This is a genomic window from Vibrio sp. 1641 (assembly GCF_033339995.1).
GTDB lineage: Bacteria > Pseudomonadota > Gammaproteobacteria > Enterobacterales > Vibrionaceae > Vibrio > Vibrio alginolyticus.
The window spans coordinates 543,865-565,397 of record NZ_JAWOVP010000003.1; the positions used below are offsets into that span (position 1 = coordinate 543,865).

Annotated in this window: 19 protein-coding genes; 5 read left to right on the forward strand and 14 right to left on the reverse strand. The window is 45.0% G+C overall.

The annotated features are described in order from the left end of the window. Positions 1–71 precede the first annotated feature (71 nt). Genes kdsB through R7Z47_RS10300 form a run of 5 tightly spaced genes read right to left on the reverse strand, consistent with a single transcriptional unit; the run spans position 72 to position 6,035 of the window. Positions 72–827, reverse strand: a complete 756-nt coding sequence (gene kdsB, locus R7Z47_RS10280; RefSeq protein ID WP_064353742.1) for a 3-deoxy-manno-octulosonate cytidylyltransferase — start codon at positions 825–827, stop codon at positions 72–74. Beyond that, on the reverse strand, positions 827–1,006 hold the full coding sequence (locus R7Z47_RS10285; protein ID WP_005378451.1) for a Trm112 family protein: 180 nt from the start codon (positions 1,004–1,006) through the stop codon (positions 827–829). The genes kdsB and R7Z47_RS10285 overlap by 1 nt, the downstream gene beginning before the upstream one ends. After that, positions 987–1,994, reverse strand: coding sequence for a tetraacyldisaccharide 4'-kinase (lpxK, locus tag R7Z47_RS10290; protein ID WP_064353741.1), 1,008 nt, complete (start codon positions 1,992–1,994; stop codon positions 987–989). The genes R7Z47_RS10285 and lpxK overlap by 20 nt, the downstream gene beginning before the upstream one ends. A gap of 5 nt (positions 1,995–1,999) precedes the next feature. Next, positions 2,000–3,748, reverse strand: a complete 1,749-nt coding sequence (gene msbA, locus R7Z47_RS10295; RefSeq protein ID WP_017820018.1) for a lipid A ABC transporter ATP-binding protein/permease MsbA — start codon at positions 3,746–3,748, stop codon at positions 2,000–2,002. Positions 3,749–3,779: 31 nt separating this feature from the next. Next, on the reverse strand, positions 3,780–6,035 hold the full coding sequence (locus R7Z47_RS10300) for a DNA internalization-related competence protein ComEC/Rec2 (protein WP_318130045.1): 2,256 nt from the start codon (positions 6,033–6,035) through the stop codon (positions 3,780–3,782). Positions 6,036–6,043: 8 nt separating this feature from the next. Here R7Z47_RS10300 and R7Z47_RS10305 point away from each other — a divergent pair, with 8 nt between their 5' ends. Further along, complete coding sequence (locus tag R7Z47_RS10305) at positions 6,044–6,553, forward strand: DUF2062 domain-containing protein (RefSeq protein ID WP_005387834.1); 510 nt, start codon at positions 6,044–6,046, stop codon at positions 6,551–6,553. Between the two features lie 148 nt (positions 6,554–6,701). Here R7Z47_RS10305 and lolE read toward each other — a convergent pair whose 3' ends face one another. The 3 genes from lolE to lolC are packed head-to-tail and all read right to left on the reverse strand — an operon-like array spanning position 6,702 to position 9,857. Continuing rightward, positions 6,702–7,946 carry a lipoprotein-releasing ABC transporter permease subunit LolE gene (lolE, locus tag R7Z47_RS10310; protein ID WP_186584400.1) on the reverse strand — a complete coding sequence of 415 codons (1,245 nt, stop codon included), beginning with the start codon at positions 7,944–7,946 and terminating at the stop codon, positions 6,702–6,704. A 2-nt stretch (positions 7,947–7,948) separates the two neighbouring features. Next, positions 7,949–8,656 carry a lipoprotein-releasing ABC transporter ATP-binding protein LolD gene (gene lolD / locus R7Z47_RS10315; RefSeq protein WP_005378457.1) on the reverse strand — a complete coding sequence of 236 codons (708 nt, stop codon included), beginning with the start codon at positions 8,654–8,656 and terminating at the stop codon, positions 7,949–7,951. Beyond that, positions 8,649–9,857 (reverse strand): lipoprotein-releasing ABC transporter permease subunit LolC, encoded by a 1,209-nt coding sequence (gene lolC, locus R7Z47_RS10320; RefSeq protein WP_031778997.1) that lies wholly within the window; start codon positions 9,855–9,857, stop codon positions 8,649–8,651. Before lolC ends, lolD begins: the two co-directional genes overlap by 8 nt. Before the next feature lie 249 nt (positions 9,858–10,106). On the opposite strand from lolC, the gene R7Z47_RS10325 reads away from it, so the two are divergent. The 4 genes from R7Z47_RS10325 to R7Z47_RS10340 all read left to right on the forward strand — a co-directional run bounded on the left by R7Z47_RS10325 (position 10,107) and on the right by R7Z47_RS10340 (position 15,633). Next, complete coding sequence (locus R7Z47_RS10325) at positions 10,107–10,676, forward strand: hypothetical protein (protein WP_017634743.1); 570 nt, start codon at positions 10,107–10,109, stop codon at positions 10,674–10,676. Between the two features lie 5 nt (positions 10,677–10,681). Then, entirely contained in the window at positions 10,682–14,143 is a 3,462-nt protein-coding gene (mfd, locus tag R7Z47_RS10330; RefSeq protein WP_054576370.1) for a transcription-repair coupling factor, read from the forward strand. Between the two features lie 7 nt (positions 14,144–14,150). Beyond that, positions 14,151–14,924 (forward strand): peptidoglycan binding protein CsiV, encoded by a 774-nt coding sequence (locus R7Z47_RS10335; protein ID WP_005387825.1) that lies wholly within the window; start codon positions 14,151–14,153, stop codon positions 14,922–14,924. Between the two features lie 160 nt (positions 14,925–15,084). After that, positions 15,085–15,633: a GNAT family N-acetyltransferase gene (locus tag R7Z47_RS10340; RefSeq protein WP_025766936.1), complete on the forward strand. Its 549-nt coding sequence runs from the start codon at positions 15,085–15,087 to the stop codon at positions 15,631–15,633. A 76-nt stretch (positions 15,634–15,709) separates the two neighbouring features. Here R7Z47_RS10340 and R7Z47_RS10345 read toward each other — a convergent pair whose 3' ends face one another. The 6 genes from R7Z47_RS10345 to R7Z47_RS10370 all read right to left on the reverse strand — a co-directional run bounded on the left by R7Z47_RS10345 (position 15,710) and on the right by R7Z47_RS10370 (position 21,503). Beyond that, the gene (locus R7Z47_RS10345) at positions 15,710–16,999 is read right to left on the reverse strand and encodes an NAD(P)/FAD-dependent oxidoreductase (RefSeq protein WP_025766937.1); all 1,290 of its coding nucleotides are present in this window, start codon (positions 16,997–16,999) and stop codon (positions 15,710–15,712) included. A 533-nt stretch (positions 17,000–17,532) separates the two neighbouring features. Then, on the reverse strand, positions 17,533–18,075 hold the full coding sequence (gene ycfP / locus R7Z47_RS10350) for an alpha/beta hydrolase YcfP (RefSeq protein WP_005378464.1): 543 nt from the start codon (positions 18,073–18,075) through the stop codon (positions 17,533–17,535). 75 nt (positions 18,076–18,150) lie between these two features. Then, on the reverse strand, positions 18,151–19,032 hold the full coding sequence (thiK, locus tag R7Z47_RS10355; protein ID WP_262607025.1) for a thiamine kinase: 882 nt from the start codon (positions 19,030–19,032) through the stop codon (positions 18,151–18,153). Between the two features lie 24 nt (positions 19,033–19,056). Next, entirely contained in the window at positions 19,057–19,647 is a 591-nt protein-coding gene (lpoB, locus tag R7Z47_RS10360; RefSeq protein WP_005378467.1) for a penicillin-binding protein activator LpoB, read from the reverse strand. Positions 19,648–19,713: 66 nt separating this feature from the next. After that, positions 19,714–20,106: a YcfL family protein gene (locus R7Z47_RS10365; RefSeq protein WP_005378469.1), complete on the reverse strand. Its 393-nt coding sequence runs from the start codon at positions 20,104–20,106 to the stop codon at positions 19,714–19,716. Next, a complete protein-coding gene (locus tag R7Z47_RS10370; RefSeq protein WP_025766940.1) occupies positions 20,106–21,503 on the reverse strand; it encodes a COG3014 family protein in 1,398 nt (465 codons plus the stop codon). The genes R7Z47_RS10365 and R7Z47_RS10370 overlap by 1 nt, the downstream gene beginning before the upstream one ends. Between the last annotated feature and the right edge of the window lie 30 nt (positions 21,504–21,533).

Consider the following 21,533-nt stretch of genomic DNA (forward strand, 5'->3'; position numbering starts at 1 on the left):
GCGATACAAGTAAAACAAAAAGGCTCCTAATTCAGGAGCCTTGTTTATTCTTAAATCTATATGAGCATTTGTTACGCTTGCTTCTCAACAATCGCGCGCACGGCTTCTAGGTCTTCGGGCGTATCAACCCCTGCCGCTGGTGCTTCTTTCGCTACCGCCACATGAATTTTTTCACCGTACCAAAGCACTCGCAGTTGCTCAAGACACTCAATCTGCTCTAATGCACTTGGTGCCCAGTTGACATACGTATTAATGAAACCAGCTCGATAAGCATAAATACCAATATGACGCATTAATGGGTTGGCAATAGTTTTGTCTTGTTTAGCAAAGTTATCGCGATCCCAAGGGATGGTTGCTCGACTAAAGTACATCGCATAGCCTTGCTCATCTGCGACAACTTTAACAGCGTTCGGGTTGAACACTTCCTCTTCCGAGTCTATTTCTACAGCTAACGTCGCCATCGGGGCTTCACACCCAGATAAGTTATCAGCAACCTGACGAATGATGGACGGCGGAATCAAAGGCTCATCCCCTTGCACATTAACAATAATGTGGTCTGACGGAATAGCCATCTTTTCAACAACTTCGGCAAGACGCTCCGTACCTGATTCGTGGTGGGGAGAGGTCATACAAACTTTACCACCAAATGACGAAACCGCTTTCGCAACACGCTCGTCATCAGTTGCAACGATGACATCTTCCGCACCCGCTTGTAGCGCTTGTTCATAAACCCACTGAACCATAGGCTTACCACCAATATCCGCTAGCGGTTTACCAGGCAAACGGCTCGATGCGTAGCGCGAAGGGATGACAACCGTAAAAGACATTAGCGTCCCTCATCCATGCTCATAGTGCGAGCTTCAGGCTCTAGCAGAACTGGAATACCCTCTTTGATCGGGTAAGCAAGGCGATCCAATTTGCAGATCAACTCTTGATTATCTTTATCGTACGTCAGCTTACCTTTGCAAACAGGGCAAGCTACAATCTCAAGTAGACGGTGATCCATAAGCCGCTTTAACCTCTTTTATTCTATTTAAAATTTGCTCTGCATCGTTTGACTCAAACTGGGCAGATACAGGCAGATACCACCAATTATCTTGCGCATAATGGCTGCACTTGACGGCATCTTTCTCGGTCATAATCACATTGGTCCCTTGTTGAGCCAATGCTTCTAATTCTTGTTGATCAAAGTCTTGATGGTCAGCAAAACCTTTTGTGACTTTAACATTTGCGTTCATCGAGTTTAGTGTATGAAAAAAACGCGGAGGATGCCCAATGCCCGCAAATGCGACGAGATCTTTCAACTCCGAGACATCCACATGTTGCTTAGTCTTAAGATTAATAGCTTTAGAGGGTGCTAAAGCCATTGCGATTTCGCCCGTATGCGCTTGACCGCCATTGGTGATGATAAAGTCGACTTCTTTAAGTCGCTCAATACCTTCACGTAAAGGACCTAATGGAATCAGGCTTTCATTCCCAAACCGGCGATTCCCATCCACAATCACTAACTCAATATCACGGCCTAACGCATAATGTTGTAATCCATCATCCGTAATTATGATATCCACATCCAAATCTAGCAGTGCTTTCACAGCATTTGAACGCACAGGATCTACCGCAACAGGTGCTCCTGTACGGCGATGAATCAACTTAGGTTCATCGCCACAATGCTTCGCTGGCGTATCTTCTTTTAGCACTAACGGATAGACAGGAGCCTTTGCCCCATAACCACGAGAAACAACCCCCGGCTTAAAGCCCATTTGCTGTAGTTGCTCAACAAGCCACACAACAACTGGTGTTTTACCATTGCCACCAGCAGTGATATTGCCAACCACAACAACAGGTATTGGCGCATTATAAGCTTGCTTACGGCCAGTTTGGTATTGCTTTCGCTTTGACTTGCTTATCGCTCCAAATAATAAACTCAGCGGCCACAAAAGCGGCCACAAGAGGTATTTTATTGGATGGTTTTCAAACCAGATTTTTTCAATCACCGCGCTTATTCACCAAACTGAATACGGTGCAATTGTGCATACGCACCATTTTTCTTAATAAGCTCAGCGTGGTTGCCACGTTCAATGATGGCACCATCATCAACCACAAGAATTTCATCGGCTTTCTCGATTGTGGATAAGCGGTGCGCTATTACAAGTACCGTTTTATCTTTTTGCAGCTCATCAAGTGCAGCTTGAATAGCTCGCTCGGATTCGGTATCCAAAGCCGAAGTTGCCTCATCAAGAATCAGCACTGGAGCATCACGCAATAGAGCTCGCGCAATCGCAACACGTTGGCGTTGACCACCAGACAAGCTAGCACCATTTTCACCAATCATGGTATCAAGTCCATCATCCATTTTGCCGATGAACTCCATCGCATGCGCGAGTGTTGCCGCTTTCTCGATATCACTGCGCTCGTATTGGCCATCCGTTGCGTACGCAATATTGTTTGCTATCGTGTCATTAAACAAATGAACATTTTGCGATACTAGTGCAAATTGCTGACGTAAATTCTTTAGCTCGTAATCACGAATATCATGCCCATCTAATGTGATAGATCCACTGTCAACATCATAGAAGCGGTTGAACAAGTTCGCGATGGTACTTTTACCTGAGCCAGAACGGCCAACTAGCGCCACCGTTTTTCCTCTTGGAATATCGAAGCTGACATTTTCCAATGCTGGTTTTTCTGCACCAGTGTAAGTAAAGCTTACGTTTTTAACTGAAACATCGCCATTTGCGCGTTCAACTGTCAACTTACCTTCGTTTTTCTCAGGCTCGAGGTCAATTAACGCGAAGAGCGTTTGGCTCGCGGCCATACCACGTTGGAACTGAGAAGTAACGTTAGTCAGCGCTTTAAGTGGGCGCATCAGACCAAACATTGCAGAGAACACAACAGTAAATGTACCTGGAGTCAGTTGCTCTTTAATCGAATCAATACTTGCTAAATAAAGAACGGCAACAATTGCAAGTGATGCAATCATTTGGATGATAGGGTTAGCCGCCGCTTGAGCCGTCACCAACTTCATGCTTTGTTGACGCATTTGGTTGCTGACTTTTTCAAATCGTTGACGTTCGATGTCTTGGCCGCCATAGCTCAACACAACTTTATGGCCTTTCAGCATCTGCTCTGCTGATGCAGTTACGTTACCCATCATGGTCTGCATATTTTTGGATATTTTTCTAAAACGTTTAGAAACAACACCAATACCCCATGCCACAACGGGAGCAACAGCAAACAGCACTAGCGACAATTGCCAGCTGTTGTAAAACATCAAAACTAACAGACCAATGATACTTGCACCTTCACGGACAATGCTCACCAACGCTTGGCTAGTTGCCGCTGATACTTGCTCTGAGTCGTAGGTTATACGCGACAATAAGTTGCCCGTCTTTTCCTTATCAAAGTATGACACTGGCATGTGCATAAAGTGATTGAACACCATGCGACGGACTTGCATAACTACGTTGCCAGATACCCAGCTCAAACAGTAGGTGGAGACAAATCCACTTATGCCACGGATGAACATCATGGCAAAAATAATCAATGGAAGCGTGCGTAAAAAATCAGATTCAGCGTTCCCAAAACCTTCATCGAGTAGTGGTTTTAGTAGGGAAATCATATAGGTATCTGATATGGCATTAATAACTAATGCAATGACTGCAACGACAAGACCTGACTTATAAAGGCGAATAAATTGCCATAGACGCTTAAACGTCTGCCAAGTCGTTTCATCAGTATTTATCGACATAGAAGTGCTTTATTTTCTTACATTAAGACTCTCATTCTACTCCCTTACGCAGCATCTGCCTATACCAAGGCTCAAATGTATCGCTACGTTTGGTTTCTGAGCGCCAATTATCACGGTGAATAAAGAAGCTTACCTGACCACCCTCACCAGTATCAAGCCAAGTAATGCCAAGCTTTCGGTATGAAGCAACGACACTTTCCGCTGGCATTCCCCATCGATTGTTTTTTGCTAAAGAAGCAACCGCCACACTCGGGCTCACCGCCTCGATAAATCGAGGATTCGATGAACTTTTACTCCCGTGGTGAGGGACTAGCACCACATCGCTTTGTAACTTTCCGGGTTCTCTAAGCAAAATCCACTCGCTAATGGCCTCAATATCACCAGTAAAAAGCATACTAAAGTTAGAAATAGGGTCAGTAAGTCGTAATACACAGGAGTGCGGATTATACGCACGTTGAACAAGTGCAGGAGGCCAGAGCACTTCCATGTTTAATCCTTGCCATTTCCATTGGTCACCTCTAGTGCAAGGCTCATATCCGATAAAGAATTGACTACTAAGTTTACGCTGTGGAGAAAAGGCATCTTCAATGAAAAAGCGGCCGCCTGCGTGATCATTATCGAAATGGCTTAGAATCAGTGTATCTATGCTTTCATAACCTCGTTGATGCAAAACCGGAGTGACGACCTGCTCTGCGATACTGCCGCTTTGCCATGCTTTACCAGTGTCATACAGCAACACCTTGTCGTCTTTTTCTACAACCACTGCAAGGCCATGACCTACATCTAATACATCGATACGCCAATGCGGTTCATACTCCGATGCAAGCTTGATACTAATAACGATGCCGAGTAACAAATACCACGCGTACTGAGACATGAACCGTTGAAATATTAAGCAAACCACTATCGCCATAACCAGCATTGTCATTTCCATGCTAATAGGTTGCCAAGAACCTATTGCGTACTGTATTGACGTGCTCAATGGCTGTAATGACCAGTCCACCGAATGCCACAGAGGCTTCGCTATCATTTCAAGAAACAAAGATGAGAACAGGGCTAGAAACATCAAAGGTACAACGATAAATCCGAACCAAGGAATAAATACCAAGTTGTAGGCTATTGAGGACAAACTAAAACCGGAGAAGAAATGGCCACCAACAGGTACGATTAAAGCGCTCAACATCAATTGAGTAAGCAATAACGCTTTTAATCGCGCTTTCCAACCTCCCCTTTGATGTCGAATCAAATTAATTGCGAACAATACCGCACAAACGGAGAGGTACGATAACCAAAAGCTCATACTGTAGGATGCAAAAGGTTGGACAAGCAGTTGTAGAGATACTGCAAGCAAAAGAACTCGCCAAGAAGTCCAGTGCACCAGAGTATACTTCAGGAGAACGTAAACAACGCATACCGACACTGCTCGCGTAGTAGGCAGAGAGAAATCCGCTAACCAAGCGTAGGCAACAGCGAAGATCAGCCCATATAAGCTAGGTAACAACTGGTATTGGGGTAATAGATAACGAACGGTACCGCCCACGACTAGCCCAAAAGTAAACGCCATACCAATATGTAAACCAGAAATGGAGACCAAATGCAGTAAACCACTGTCCCTGAGCGCTTGCCAATCTTCCTTAGACAACCAAGAACGGTCAGCAAAAACTAACGCACTTATTAACGAGAAATGATGAAGGGAAGACACATCATCAGCGACATCGGCAATAATGGATTGACGCAGAGATACATTAGAACGAACAATCCACTTAGCATCTTTGTTAACAACCGCTCGGGCGATAATATTTTTACCCATCGCGTGCTTTTCAGCATCAAAGCCAGCTTCGTTGCGTAGACCTGTAATCGGCTTTAACGAGATGGATGTCGTAAACTCACTGTTAACATCGAGTGGAAAAGGCGTAATAAGACGGATTTTAGGTTTAAGAAAAGGTAACAGAGTTTGAGAATTTACCGCTTCTATAGCGACAATACCTTCATAACCGTGACTTATTTGCGTAAAAGGGCTGTCAACTTTACCAATTATGGTAATATTCTCCCCTGCTTGAAAAAGGGCTTGTCTCTGAGACTCCAATACATTGCCGTGGACGATGACAACCATAAAGCCCGCAATTGCGCCTATGCTAATTAAGCCACGACGTAATTTGATTATTGAGCCAGTGGTTATTATTCCCAGCAGCAACCAACGCCAATCTGGTATTGTCGGCCACCAAGCCGACGAGATTACGCTCGCTACAAATAACGCCAAGGTCCAACTTTTTTCTGAGAGAGTCATGCTGTCCTATGCCTAGAAAGCTGATAAAACGCTTCATGCCAGATCATGAATTGATCAAACGCCAAAAAGCATTGAAGGTCTTCGGCAATGTGTTGTACAACCCGAACTTGTGGTGCTTAAACCGCCGCTCGGCATCAGGGGCTTTTGCTGTCGGGTTATTTATGGCTTTTGTTCCGCTGCCGAGCCAAATGATCATGGCCGCTGGTTTGGCCATTATGTTGGGTGTCAATCTGCCCCTCTCCGTCGCTTTGGTATGGATCAGCAATCCTATCACTATGCCTGTGCTATTTTACTTTGCGTACAAGCTAGGTGCTCTAGTGATGCGTCTTCCCCCGCAACCTTTTCACTTTGAACTATCGTGGGAATTCATCATGCAGCAAATGAGCACCATTGGACCTCCATTTCTATTGGGCTGCGCAATTTGTGGGGTTGTATCCGCGATTATTGGCTACTTCGGAATTCGAGGGCTTTGGCGCTACTCGGTGGTACGGAGCTGGCAAAAACGCAAAATAAGATAAGACCTTACTGCGTAAAAATCAGCATTTGAGCTATCAGTTGAGGGGCATCTAACAGTTAGAATGAAACGCGATGTTACTCAAGTAGGATAAATACAAAAAAGGACCGAATTCGGTCCTTTTTGTTTTTCGCATATTGTAAAACAATCCGCTATTTAGAACTCAGTACAGCCGCCGGATTCAACCTTGCGGCACGCGAAGCAGGATACCACGTCGCAAGTAAACTAAGCACTATCGCCGTCACTGACACCAATGCCACATCTGGCCAGTGTAGTTGTGATGGTAAGAAGTCGACGAAGTAAATATCACCCGATAAAAACTGATGACCAATTAAGCTCTCTAACCCTTTAATTAACGGAGTCAGGTTTAACGCCACTAAGACACCGATAACACTGCCGACGAGACTACCAAATACACCAGAGAATACACCTTGCCAAACAAAGATCCGTTTGATTAGGCTATCTTTTGCTCCCATTGTTCGCAAAATTGCAATTTCCGCCGCTCGGTCTTTCACTGCCATCATCAACGTAGACACAATATTAAAACATGCCACGCCAATCACCAGTACCATCACCAAGTACATAATGGTGCGCACGAGCTGAATATCGCGATACAAAAAACCAAACTTTTGCTGCCAGCTTTTCAAATACACGTAAACATCAACCATGCTACCAACCTCGCGAACAATAGAAGGCGCATTGAGAACATCGTCAGTTTTTAGTGAAATGCCTGTGACCCCTTCCCCTAACCTCGCGTATTGCTGCGCATCAGCTAATGGTACTAACGCTAGAGAGTGGTCGATTTGGCCATTCAACGTTAAGAACCCTGACACCTTCACGCGCACACGCTTAGGAGCCTGCACTTTATTTGCGCCGCCTGTTTGCGGAATCATTAACGTCACATAATCCCCCACGCCGACATTTAGCTCGTTTGCTACACCTCGGCCTAAGATCACTTGCTGCTGACCAGCATAAAAGTTTTGCCAAGCAGCTTGGTCAATAAAATTCGACAAACTAGACACCGCTTGCTCGAAAGTAGGCTCTACACCACGAACTTCTATCGCTTTTAGCTTACTGCCTTTTTCTGCCAAACCCGTAAAACGAACATACGGTGCTGCCGCAACAACATGTTCATGTTTTAGAGCTTGATTCATCGTTTTGGTGTAGTCCTGAAGTGGTCCATTAACACCTTCTAACTCGCCGTGTGGGATCACAGACAACACACGCGATTGCAGCTCGCGCTCAAAGCCATTCATTGCAGACAAACCGATAATGATCACAGCAACGCCAACCGCAATACCAATAGTCGAAGAAAGCGATATGAAAGACACCATCTTGTTGCGCTTTTTCGCTCGACTGAAGCGACCACCAATCATCAAAGCTAAAGAGGTAAACAAAACTAGCCCTCCGCAGATGCTGTATCAGTCACAAAACGATCTACGAGCAAACCATCTTGCATGTGCATTTGACGATCCATTTTTGCTGCCAGCTCTTTGTCATGCGTGACAACCAAAAATGCAATGTTTGACTCTTTATTGAGCTCGCGCATCAAATCATAGATAGACAGTGCCGTATTGTGATCTAAGTTCCCCGTAGGTTCATCAGCCAAGACCAGGTCAGGTTTATTCACCAATGCACGCGCAATCGCAACACGCTGACGCTCACCGCCCGATAACTCGGAGGGTCTATGTTGCATCCGATGACTCAAACCAACTTTATCTAACAGCGCTTTAGCCGCCTGTTTTGCATCCGCTACTTTAGCACCGCCAATCATCAGTGGCATCGCCACATTTTCAAGCGCAGTAAAGTCAGCCAACAAGTGATGAAACTGGTATACAAAACCAAGGTGCTTGTTGCGTAATGCCGCCTGTTTGTTCGAGCTCAAAGCTGATAGGTTTTGCCCTAGAAAATCAACTTCACCATGAGTTGCGTCATCTAACGCACCTAAAATATGCAATAAGGTACTTTTTCCCGAACCAGAAGAGCCAACAATAGAAACCAACTCCCCTTTGTCGATATCGAAACTTACGCCTTTCAACACTTCCGTATCTAACGAACCCTCTCGGTAGACTTTACGAATATCACGACATTCTAATAGCTTATTCATAGCGAAGTGCCTCAGCAGGTTTAACAGAAGATGCTCGATAAGAAGGATAAAGCGTAGCAGCAAGGCTAAGAGCAATCGCCAATACCACCACTAAAAGAATTTGCAGTGAATCAATCAAGATGGGTAGATGACCACCAAAGCTGAATAGCGCCACACCAGCAGATTCAAGAATCGCATTTAGATTAAGTGACAAGATCACGCCCGCAGCGCCACCAACAATCGCGCCAATTACACCACTGCTTGCACCTTGCACCATGAAAATGGTCATCACTTGAGATTGAGTCATGCCTTGAGTTTTCAATATTGCGACTTCTGATTGCTTCTCCATTACCACCATGATTAAAGCGGAGATAATATTGAATGCAGCGACACCCACAATTAGACCTAGCATAAGTCCCATCATGTTCTTTTCCATTTTCACCGCTTGGAAAAGCTCACCACGCTGTTCGCGCCAATCACTCCATTCCCATCCATCAGGCATGGGTTGGTCAGCAAAATCCGTCACCATAAATGGGTCAGAGAAAAAGACACGCCAACCAGAAACCGTGTCTTTAGGGAAACGCATCAGCTTAGATGCATCCGTCATGTTCACAATCATTAATTGACCATCAACGTCCGATCCCGTATTGAAAATGCCTGAGACAGTAAAGTTTCGCTGGCTAGGAATACGGCCAAGTGGGGTAAACTGCGTTGCGTTGGTCACCATCAAGCGCACTTTATCCCCGATTGAGACCTTTAGTGAACGCGCCAAACTGTGACCCAAAAATACATTGTAGTCACCTGCTTGAAGTGACGATAATCGTCCGGCAATCAAATGGTTGCTAATCGGATCGCCTTTCTTAGGTTCAATACCGATGAGGTAACCAGCCGTCAGCTGTGCAGAACTCTGAATAACAGCCTCTCCTCTAACGATAGGTTCCGGCTGAGATTCACTCGACATCGCTTGAACAAATGGAGGGGCAGACTCGGTCATAGGCGTTTTTCCATCGTGTTGCGAAACAACGGCATGAGGTAGCACACCTAAAATGCGTTCTTTTAACTGCGATTCAAACCCGTTCATCACAGAAAGAACCGTCACCAACGCCATTACACCGATCGTAATACCCGCCGTCGACATATAAGAAACAAATCGGCTGAACCTATCTCCAGAGCGTCCCCGAAGATACCTTAAGCCAATAAACAATGAGATAGGATGATACATATAAGACAAACCAACTGGTTGTTTTGATATAAAGCTTTAGCGGATTATCTTACCTTACTCTTCTCATTAAGAAGACAAGAGAATCGCTAAATTTGTCAACGACATGCAATAAGTCTGTATTTAGGGCAAAAAGTTCAAGGACAAACCGGCTAAACTTGATAACTTCATTCAGTTAGCGATAATCAGTGCCCTATTTCTCTTTGTTTGTTGAGTGAACAGGGAGCGCTCACTGGCAAAAGGATCGACTATATGACAGAGCAAGAATACTTTACCGTCCATCATAACCTCACCATCAACGTCGAAACGTTGAGTGCGGACTTTGCTTTGCCAGATGAAGAAACATTTGCCTCCGAAATTCCAGCACCATTTATTGTCGCCAGTGAATTTAGTCACTTAGATATGTTGGCAGACAACGCGCGTCTAGAGCTGAAAAACAAAGAGTTAAAGCATGTGATCAACTTGCTTGATACGCAAAACGCGAAACTTAACCTCTTGTTGAGCTTTATGCTTTCACAACAAGATGACGCCTCCATTCGATATCAAACGACGCAGTTTGGTGCTAGTCAACTCAGTTTCCGCTCAGATACAGCGTTAACTACTCAACAACTCGTTCGTGTTAAACTGTTCCTCGATCACCCTGCTGCGGCGATTTATTGTTACGCTCAAGTAGAAGAATGTGATGCTTCAGAGCAAGATTTCATTATCACGCTTAGATACAAGATGCTCCGAGAATCTGATCAAGATTTACTGATAAAGGCGGCACTGTATCAACAACAAAAACTTTTACGTCAGCGCTCGATGGAGCGAGATAAAAAATAATTCCTATGACAAAAGCAACGATTCTTTCCGTCACCAACCCTTCAGAGCGTGGCGACAAAAAACAGCTAGGTAATTTGCCGGGCGCAGCTCTACCTCTAGCCATTGCAGAGCTAGCCAAGCAGCATTCGAGTCACTCGCTACTCGTTGTGCCTGACCCGCAAATCGCTTTAAAGCTTCAGGCAGAGATTGAGCAATTCACCGACCAAACGGTAAGCCTGTTCCCCGACTGGGAAACGCTGCCTTACGATAACTTTTCTCCGCATCAAGAAATCATCTCTGAACGTATCGCACGCCTATACCAACTGCCAAGTCAACGTGATGGCATAACCATCGTCCCGGTCAGTACAGTATTGCAACGCCAATCGCCACGTGATTTTCTGTTGCAACACACTTTAATGGTGAAAACTGGTGATCGGCTCTCGCTAGAGAAGTTACGTGTACAACTTGAAAATTCTGGCTACCGCCATGTAGATCAAGTCTTTGGACCAGGTGAATATGCAAGTCGTGGGTCTATTCTGGATCTCTTTCCTATGGGCAGCAATGACCCGTACCGCATCGACTTCTTTGATGATGAAATAGATACCATTCGCACGTTTGATCCAGAGAACCAACGCTCTATCGACGATATTCAGCAAATCCAATTGCTGCCTGCACATGAGTTCCCAACCACTAAAGAAGCGATTGAAGATTTCCGTACACGTTGGCGCACCCAGTTCGACGCACGCCGCGAGCCTGAATCAATCTACATGCAAGTGACCAAAGGCACGTGGCCCGCTGGTATTGAGTATTGGCAGCCGCTGTTTTTTGACCATACCGAGACTTTATTTGAATATTTGCCAGAAGACTCTCAAGTCATCACATATGGTGATATCGAATCTGCGGTCGATACTTTCTTAACCGATGTCGAATATCGATACGACCAGAAAAAAGTTGATCCGCTGCGTCCTCTTTTGACTCCTGAACAGCTTTGGTTGAAAAAAGACGAACTTTTCAGTCAACTAAAACAGCTCCCTATCGCTCAATTGAGCCTAGATAAAGTGGTTAAGCGTGCCGGTCGTCAAAACCTACCAGTACAATCGTTAGCCGAGCTTGGCGTTCAACAACAAAATAAAGAGCCGCTCTCGCGCCTTCGTCAGTTTAGTGAGCAATTCAGCGGCAAAATCGTTTTCTCGGTAGAGTCAGAAGGTCGTCGTGAAGCACTAACGGAGCTGTTGCAAGGCATCAAAGTTCGGCCAGTCGTACATGGCTCACTTTACCAAGCTCTAGACTCGGGTGATCGATTCAGCTTGGTCTTAGGCGCAGCAGAGCATGGTTTCATTCACGAAGAGCTGAACTTCGCTCTGATCTGTGAAAGTGATCTACTCGGTGACCGTGTTATCCAGCGACGCCGCAAAGATAAAAAAGCCGTCAACAGTGACACCGTTATTCGCCATCTTGCGGAACTAAAACCCGGTCAACCTGTGGTTCATATTGATCACGGTATTGGCCGCTATATCGGTTTACAAACACTTGAAGCCGGTGGTATGAAAACGGAATACGTCACCCTTGAGTATCAAAACGATGCCAAGCTCTACGTGCCAGTTTCATCACTGAATCTTATCAGCCGTTATTCTGGCGGCGCTGAAGAGAGTGCGCCACTGCATAAATTAGGTGGTGAAGCGTGGGCAAAAGCACGTCGTAAAGCGGCAGAAAAAGTGCGTGATGTCGCGGCAGAATTGCTGGATGTGTATGCTAAACGAGAATTAAAACCTGGCTTCAAATTTGAGCTAGATCGTGGGCAATACGCAACATTTAAAGCAACATTCCCGTTTGAAGAAACAGATGACCAAGCGATGGCCATCAATGCCGTATTGTCAGACATGTGCCAGGCAAAAGCGATGGATCGCTTAGTATGTGGTGACGTGGGCTTTGGTAAAACGGAAGTCGCTATGCGCGCAGCATTTGTCGCAACGGATAATAGTAAACAGGTCGCCGTACTCGTACCAACAACCTTGCTTGCTCAGCAGCATTTCGAAAACTTCCGTGACCGTTTTGCCAACTTACCAATCCGAGTTGAAGTACTGTCTCGTTTTAAATCTGCCAAAGAACAAAAAGTCATTTTGCAAGACGTTGCCGATGGTAAAGTCGATATTGTCGTTGGTACGCATAAGCTGCTTTCGAGCGACATTAAATTCAAAGATTTAGGTTTGTTGATCGTTGATGAGGAACACCGCTTCGGGGTTCGTCAAAAAGAAAAGGTCAAAGCAATGCGTGCGGATGTGGACATTCTTACCCTCACCGCAACACCAATTCCACGCACACTGAATATGGCAATGAGTGGCATGCGAGACCTGTCGATCATCGCTACACCTCCTGCACGCCGTTTAGCCATTAAAACCTTTGTTCGACAAAAAGAAGAGCCAGTGGTCCGTGAAGCGGTACTGCGTGAAATTATGCGTGGTGGTCAGGTTTACTTCCTGCACAATCAGGTTGAAACCATTGAAAAAACGGCAGAAGACTTACAGAAACTCATCCCAGAGGCACGCATTACCGTGGCTCATGGTCAAATGCGCGAGCGCGAACTTGAGCGAATCATGAATGACTTCTACCATCAGCGCTTTAATGTGTTGGTGTGTACAACCATCATCGAAACCGGTATCGACGTACCAACGGCAAATACCATAATCATGGATCGTGCGGACAATCTTGGCTTGGCGCAGTTGCATCAATTGCGTGGCCGTGTTGGACGTTCACACCATCAGGCCTATGCTTACTTATTAACGCCACATCCAAAAGCCATGACCAAAGATGCCATCAAGCGTCTTGATGCGATTGCTTCACTGGAAGACTTAGGTGCTGGCTTTACGTTAGCAACCCACGATTTAGAAATCCGTGGTGCTGGTGAGCTGCTTGGTGATGAGCAAAGTGGGCAAATTCAATCCGTTGGTTTTACACTTTATATGGAAATGCTGGAACAAGCAGTGCAAGCATTAAAAGAAGGCAAGGAGCCATCTTTGGATGAGCTGCTTCGTGAGCAAACTGAAGTGGAAATGCGAATCCCAGCGCTCTTACCAGATGATTACATTCCGGATGTAAACACACGACTGTCGATGTACAAACGCATTGCGAGTGTCACAAGCAGTGATGAACTATCAGAGCTAAAAGTGGAACTGATTGATCGCTTTGGTCTGCTTCCAGACGCAACAAAGAACTTACTTGCCGTCTCAGAATTGAAAATTTCGGCTGGTAGTTTAAAAGCGAAAAAGATAGAAGCCCATGATAAAGGTGGATTTATCGAGTTTTACCCTGATGCTGACATAAATCCAGCGTATTTAGTTAAACTGCTGCAATCACAGCCGCAAAAATTTGCAATGGAAGGTCCAACTAAGTTCAAGTTTAGCGTACCATTGGTGGACCGACGTAAACGCATTCAGTTTGTTCAAGACTTACTGAATGATTTTAAACAGAATTTATTACCAACGAGCTAATAGTCGAATGAGAATACTGATCCCGTTATTGCTTCTATGTGTCTCAATGCCCTCTTGGGCACAGCGCCAATTTGATATTGAAGTGATCATTTTCAAGCGAGCAGTCGACGCTGAAAGCACAACAGAATCTTGGCCGAATCAACTGCCAAAAATCGATATGGAAAATGTCGGTAGCCTAGAGAGTGAATCCTACCGCCGCTCTAAAGGCGTGACACTTTTGCCAAGTTCTTCTTTCCGTCTCAACGCGCAAGAAGCGGCACTAAATAATCATGCCGGCTTTAAAGTGCTTAAACACGTAGCCTGGCGTCAAGGTGACCGAGGTAAATCTAGCGCCCCAATTTTCCGCATCGTTGGCGGTCGAGATTTCTCTGATTCTTATCAAGCAGATGGCCGCCCAATCAATGGCAATAGTAATCAAACATTTTCCAGCGACGGTTACAGTGAAGAGACGGTCAATGGTCCTTTATATGAACTAGATGGTCGATTCCAAATATACGTACAGCATTACCTCTTCGCCGAAACAACACTAGATCTGCGCGAACCAAGTGTTAGAGAGGTGCGTTTTGAACCAACCTCAACTGAGCAATTGGCGGATGACTTAGGTGAAGTAGACGGTAACGTCCAAGTCGGTAACTTGGCAGAAATATCGCCGACAGTAACCGAAGAGAAATTCCTGAAGAGTTATCGAATGGATCAAAAACGTCGTATGCGTAGCAGCGAGACTCATTACCTAGATAACCCGTTGATGGGTATGATCATTCAAGTTCGTCGGGTTCGATAAGCACGAGCGGTTCGACAAAGCGCAGCAAAGCTGCGCTTTGTTTTTATCTGCTATACCTCAGTTATTCCTAACCAACGCAGAGCAAGGAAAATAGCTGCGTTCAAGTATAAATAGACAGCTTTCAATTTACTTACACTCAACATGGAAGTCGTATTAGTTCATGAGTCCAGACTTTGAAATCATTGCGCCCCGCTTAGCGCTCAAGCTCATCCCTGCTGAAGAAGCACATTCACTACAACGATTACTTGCAGAATCCCCTTCGCTGCACCAATGGCTTGACTGGTGTGATAAAAACGTCACATTGAAAACCGCGCAGGACTTTCTGTTGGCAACCCGTCTTAACTGGGTCAAAACTGAGGCTTTTGGTTTCGGTATCTATGAGCGGCAAAGTAACACTTTGGTTGGAATGGCAGCGGTTAATGAGTTATATCATACGTTTAATATGGCGAGTATTGGTTACTGGGTTGCCGACCGCTATCAACGGCAAGGCTATGCCCAAGAAGCCGTTAAAGCCTTAGCAGAATTCTGCTTCGCAAAGCTAAGTTTAACTCGACTAGAAATTGTTTGTGACCCCGACAACGAAGCTAGCCAAGCCTTAATTGAGTCCGTCGGTGCACAAAAAGAAGCCATCGCCAGAAACCGGTTTATTTTTCATGGTAAGCCTAAAGATGGCGTTGTGTACTCACTTTTACCGACAGATCTAACATAAACAAAAAGCCACCGACTTGCGGTGGCTTCTGCATTTTTTAAGATACAACACATCCACACAGAGTGGATTTAAAACCTTAGTGCAGCTTAAGGTTTGGACGCAGCACGCGATTAATGCGGCCGACGAGCATCATCAGACCGGTTTTGAATACACCGTGCAACGCCATTAGGTGCATGCGATACAATGAGATGTAAACGACACGAGCAATACGACCTTCTACCATCATCGACCCTTTAGTTAGGTTCCCCATCAGACTACCAACGGTTGAGAAGCGACTTAGAGACACTAATGAACCGTGATCTTTATATACGTAGTCTTTCAACTCGCGCCCGTTGATCTTCGCGACGATGTTACTAAATGCCTGGCTTGCCATTTGGTGTGCAGCTTGAGCGCGTGGCGGCACGAACGAACCGTCAGACTGGGTGCATTGTGCTAAGTCACCAATAACAAAGATGTCATCATCTCGTGTTGTCTGTAGTGTGTTTTTCACTACAAGCTGATTGATACGGTTCGTTTCTAAGCCAGCGATATCTTTAATAAAGTCTGGAGCTTTGATACCCGCAGCCCAAACCATGATTTGAGCTGGGATCTTCTCACCATCTTTTGTAGTAAGGCCATCTTTTTCAGCTTTAGTCACCATAGTGGCGGTGCGCACGTTTACGCCCAACTTCACCAACTCTTGATGAGCAGCAGAAGAAATACGTGGAGGTAACGCTGGTAAAATACGCTCACCTGCTTCAATCAGATTGACGTTCAACTTGCTAGAATCAAGATCACCGAAGCCATAAGTGCGCAGCTCTTTAACAGCATTATGTAACTCAGCTGATAGTTCAACGCCAGTTGCACCAGCACCAACAATCGCAATATCGACCGTACCGTTACCGTTTTTCGCGTGCAGCTTTAGGAACTCGTTGTTCATTTCTGTACGGAAACGGTGTGCTTGCTCAGGGCTGTCTAGGAAAATACAGTTTTCACGAACGCCAGGCGTGTTGAAGTCGTTTGATGTCGAGCCAATCGCCATCACTAGAATGTCGTATTCTAGCTCACGGCTTGGCATAAGAAGTTCACCGTGTTCGTCTTTAAGCTCACTTAAGATGATCACTTTACGTTCACGGTCGATGTCTTGAAGACTACCCATTTGGAAGTCGAAGCTGTGGTTTTTTGCATGAGCTCGATAGCTCAGTGCATCTACTCCTTCGTCCAAAGAACCTGTAGCAACCTCATGCAATAATGGCTTCCACAAGTGGCTCGCTTTTCGATCGACTAGCGTAATTCGCGCACGGTTTTTGCGACCTAGAGTTCGACCAAGCTTAGTTGCCAACTCAAGACCACCTGCACCGCCGCCTACAACGATAATGCGTGTCACAATGATTTTCCTCTACAAAAATGAATATATGGGGTTCAGCTCGATGCATGACTCACAAACATTTGTGGCATCCATCCAACCGATGAATTCTTGGTTCTTAGAGGTGTCTCAATTACTTGGATTAAAAAACTACCACCCACTTTGATTCTTTATCTATCAATGACTTGTCAGGGTTTGGCATGTTTATCTGGTACGCATACGACGCCAGAAGTTTTTGGGCAAGTTTATTACTCGCTCTCAATTTTTTTTGATATTTATCAAATTATTTTAGTCCGGTTCATTATATAGAGACCAACTTTGAAGGCAACCAAAATCCGTGTAACGAGTACGGATTGACTACTTTTCGACTACTCTACAACAAGGTGTTCGTGCTACATAGGAGGGAAGTAAGAAAACGGTAAGGAGAACACAATATTCAAAGCGTTAAACCAAGAAAATGTGCCTTTCAAAGAGACAGTGGCTCGGCATACTCAAGAGAAGGAATCGCAGCAAAGCAGCCAATAAAAACGCCGCTTTACTGTCTACACTCAACATTAGTAAGTATTTTTAAATGCCTTTATCGCTTGTAAATGATGAGAGATTTTTTTGAACTTATGAGACTGAGTTTCATCCCAAATGATTTGATAGTGTTTTTCTAACTCAGCTGCCGTTTTCGAATTGTCATGCACTTCATCATCTTTAGAGAGAATCACTAAGCAGTGAGCTTGATTTTTCGCTCGGAACTGATCAACACATTTTGTTGCGATATCTTCGTACTCTTCTGGGCGATCGATTCGACCAGCCATCGTTTTTTCTGGGTGCAAGTTCGGGTTGAACATCACTTGCTTGATACCGCATAGAAAACCAATTCGCTCAGACCAGTAACCACCTAAACCTACCCCACAGATTAACGGGTTTGGGTCATCAGATTGATCGATAACTTTAGACACTTCTTTTAACAAGTGTTGCATGTCGTGCTTTGGGTGAAGGGTGCTGTAATTGATAAAACGAACGTCGTCGTCGATAAATTGCAGTTGAAGAACTTTTTCGTGGTTACCCGGGCTTGTGCTGTCAAAGCCGTGTAAGTAAATAATCATCTGTACCTCTCCCTGTGTGTATCTGGTACTTTTATTAAAACTACCACTATTTCCTTACTGTTAAAGGGGAAAATATCACGAGTTCTCAAAACAGTGATCTTCCATACACAATGAGCCTTTCAACTCATACGCACTGTTTAAGTATTGTTCATTTCCCCACAATTTATAGGCAAGTAGATACCAGAGCATCGCCATCACCAAGGTTCTTGGTTGCCAAGCATGTACACCTCTCAGCCAAAGAGACACATCTTCGATACCTCGAATTTGGCAATACTGCTTTACCGCTTCTTCCACAGGCGAATTCGCGACCTGAATAGTTAAGGTCAAATCAAGCCTAGGGTCAGCAATCCCGGCATACTCCCAATCAATGACTTTCACCCCATTCTCTCCTCGCACTAGGTTATAACACCCCAGATCGAAGTGACATAGGGCAAGTGGAACAGGTTCAACGTTCGGTTCCGTGCGCCACTTCATGTACAAAGCCTCAAACTCCGTACCCACATACTGACCATCAAGCTCAAGCCAATAATGATCGATGCGAGAAATATATGAAAATGGAACCAAAGGAATTGCGCTTATCGGATATTGATGAATCTTCGCCGCAATGGATAATAAATCGCTTAGTGCTAAGCCTGACTCCGTCAGTGCCTCTCCTTCTATCCATTCCACCAGCAACCCTTGCTCATGAATAAAAACTGGCTTGGGGCCAATTTCCAATGAAGAGACCACATTCAGCACTTGATATTCACTGTGACGAGAAATTGAAAAAGCCTTGCAGACATGACTGGTCGGTCGCCAGATGTATGCAAGGCCTTGAGAAGATTCCAACCGCCAACAGCGGTTGGTTAGCCCCCCGGTAACAGTTTGTACTTTTACCGGAGGCTCCGTAAAGAAGCCATCGAGAGCATTAAGACTCGGATCTAACTGTTTTGCTTGTTGCCAAGAAAACCATGCCATTGATGACTTCTCCACCCTGTTCGATTAAAGACCGAATAGGCTCTTAGATTGCGCTTTACGAATTTCAGTTTCATCCGCCCACTCAATCAAACCTGTTTCTAGGTCCATTAGGCGCATGGTCATCTTGTAGTATACATCTTTATCGCTACCTGCATTTTTCACAATGCTAGATAGGTTGCCGTAAAGCATGTATTGAGCACCAACCATTTTACCAAATTGGATCGCTGTGCTTTGGTTAACAAGCTCATCCGTATTTTGGAAGTTAAGTTGTTCACGCACAGACTCAACACGATCCATATCAACAAAACGGAACTTACCTGAGTTCAACATCTTAGTAGAGATCGTGTCAGTAATGGATTCAGTGTCAATATGTTCACTGGTTTTGTTCTTAATTCGCTCAACAAAAACGATAGGACGTTGGTCACGAGTAATTGCTGCGACAGAGCCCGACATCATCATGCTATCCACCATTTCAGCCGCGATTTTTTGTAAATCTGTTGAGCCAAAATCGATAGTCGTGGTTTCTGTTGCTTGCGCATCGCCGTAAGAGACTTTGTTAGAACAGCCACCTAAAATGACGGCAAGACCTAAAAGAGCAATAATACTTTTTTTCATGAGAGTTCCTTAGTTTTTCAATACCAGCGCATCGTTAGCGCGGCAGCTTCGGCAGAGCCGTTAAGATTAATCGTCTTGTGCTTCTCTAATTTGCACACGGAATTTTGTGCCATTTGGATTCACAGTAACTTCAGATAACGTGACTTGCTCAAATCCTCGCACAATCATTTTTCGCCACGGACCAGGTTTGGTATTCACTTCTAAACCATTGTTGTCATACCAATAAAATCGGTAAAGAATGTGCTGATCACCTTTGTAATTGCTACTCAGCTGCACGACTCCTCGTGGGCGATCATCAACGTAAGTGGTGGTGATGTTGTCAACTAATAAGCGACTACCTAAAACGTTATCATTAAAGAATACTTTTTGCGTTTGGCCATCAATTCGAATACCAGCCGTGTTTTCGGCGCATCCAACTAAACCAATAGCCATTGCTAAACAAACAAGCCATGCTTTCATTACAGTCTCCCTAGCTGTTTATGCCACACGGTTGAGTGTGCTCCCTGACGAGATACCCATACCAATGTAGTCTGCTGTGCAGGCACTTCAAACTGATAGGTTTGATCACCCAAGTTTAAACTTTGTGTTCCCGGTTTCACGATTTTTGAAGCCGTTTTCACTTGCGCTGGCAATGTTTGCCAACTTCTCGTATCTGGCTGTTCGGTCAATGTGTTCCATACATTGAAAAGTATGTTGCCCACATCATCGCCTTTTTTCGCCGCCTCTTTTCGGATTCGATCTTTTGCCCAAACACGAAGAGCTTGACGGATCACTATTGTAGTAAGACGTTCATTAAGATCGTTTTGCGCCATCGCATTAACATCAGTCAGCGTACTGGAAGGCAATACCTGACCATTTAAAACAACATCGCTAAAACGTTGAGCACCTCGGTTCTGATAATAAGGAAGCGCCAACGAATAAATCGCGCCATTATCGCGACTGTCGTAAATCGGTAAATCAATACGCCACCCTTTCATCGCCTCAACAACACCCTGCTCATCAATAACGATGACTCGCCCTTGTGACTGAGTTAATCCAGAAGGTGCTTTGCCATACCGCTTCTCTAGCATGCGCAAGTCTTCACGCATGCCCAGCTTCTTAGCAGCGTATAAGGTGCTTTCCACAACTTGCTTGTTGTCTGGCATTACAGCGAGTGCTCGTCGGTAATCAACATAAGCACTGTTTAAGTCTCGCGACGCTTCATATAACAAGCCAGAAAGATAGAACAGATAACCATTTTGTACCGCGCTTAGTTTTTTACCAGCATCAGGGTAGTTCGCTAACACACTGCCTAAATTGGCAGACATGCCTTGCTTGTTAAGGTCTTTCTCTGCTGCTTTTAGCTCTTTTTCACGCGCCTTTCTTGCCGCTTCCTGAACTTGATTAGCACGACGCACTTCAACTAGTGCTCCTTCTAAATCGTTTTTCTGTAAGTAATTTAGTCCTAGATACAGGTGCAAAAAGCCAAGTTCGTAATCGGCGGGATGATAGTCTTGGAGATTGTCGTTCACTGCGAGAGAGCCGACGCTCGTTGCCGTGTCTGACACAGATATCGTCGCTCGATCTTGTTGAACACGTACGGCACGATCGCTGCTTTCTAGCGCATTCAAACTTGTCGGGTAATCTTCAGCAAGAAAAGAGATGCGACCTTTTTCAAAATTGCCAAGTATCTCGCCACCCACTTCACTTGATTGAAGTTGTTTTGCTTTGGCATATTCCCCTGCAACAACGGCTTGATAAACTTCTTGATTCTGGTTGCTGTAATGACTAAACAGATTGCCCGCAGATAAATTCGCGCAGCCAGAGGCCATTAAAGCCCAGCTCATCAGCCCTAACAGCTTTACACCTAGTTTCACATTTATCTCCACAAATGTGTCATTCGACAG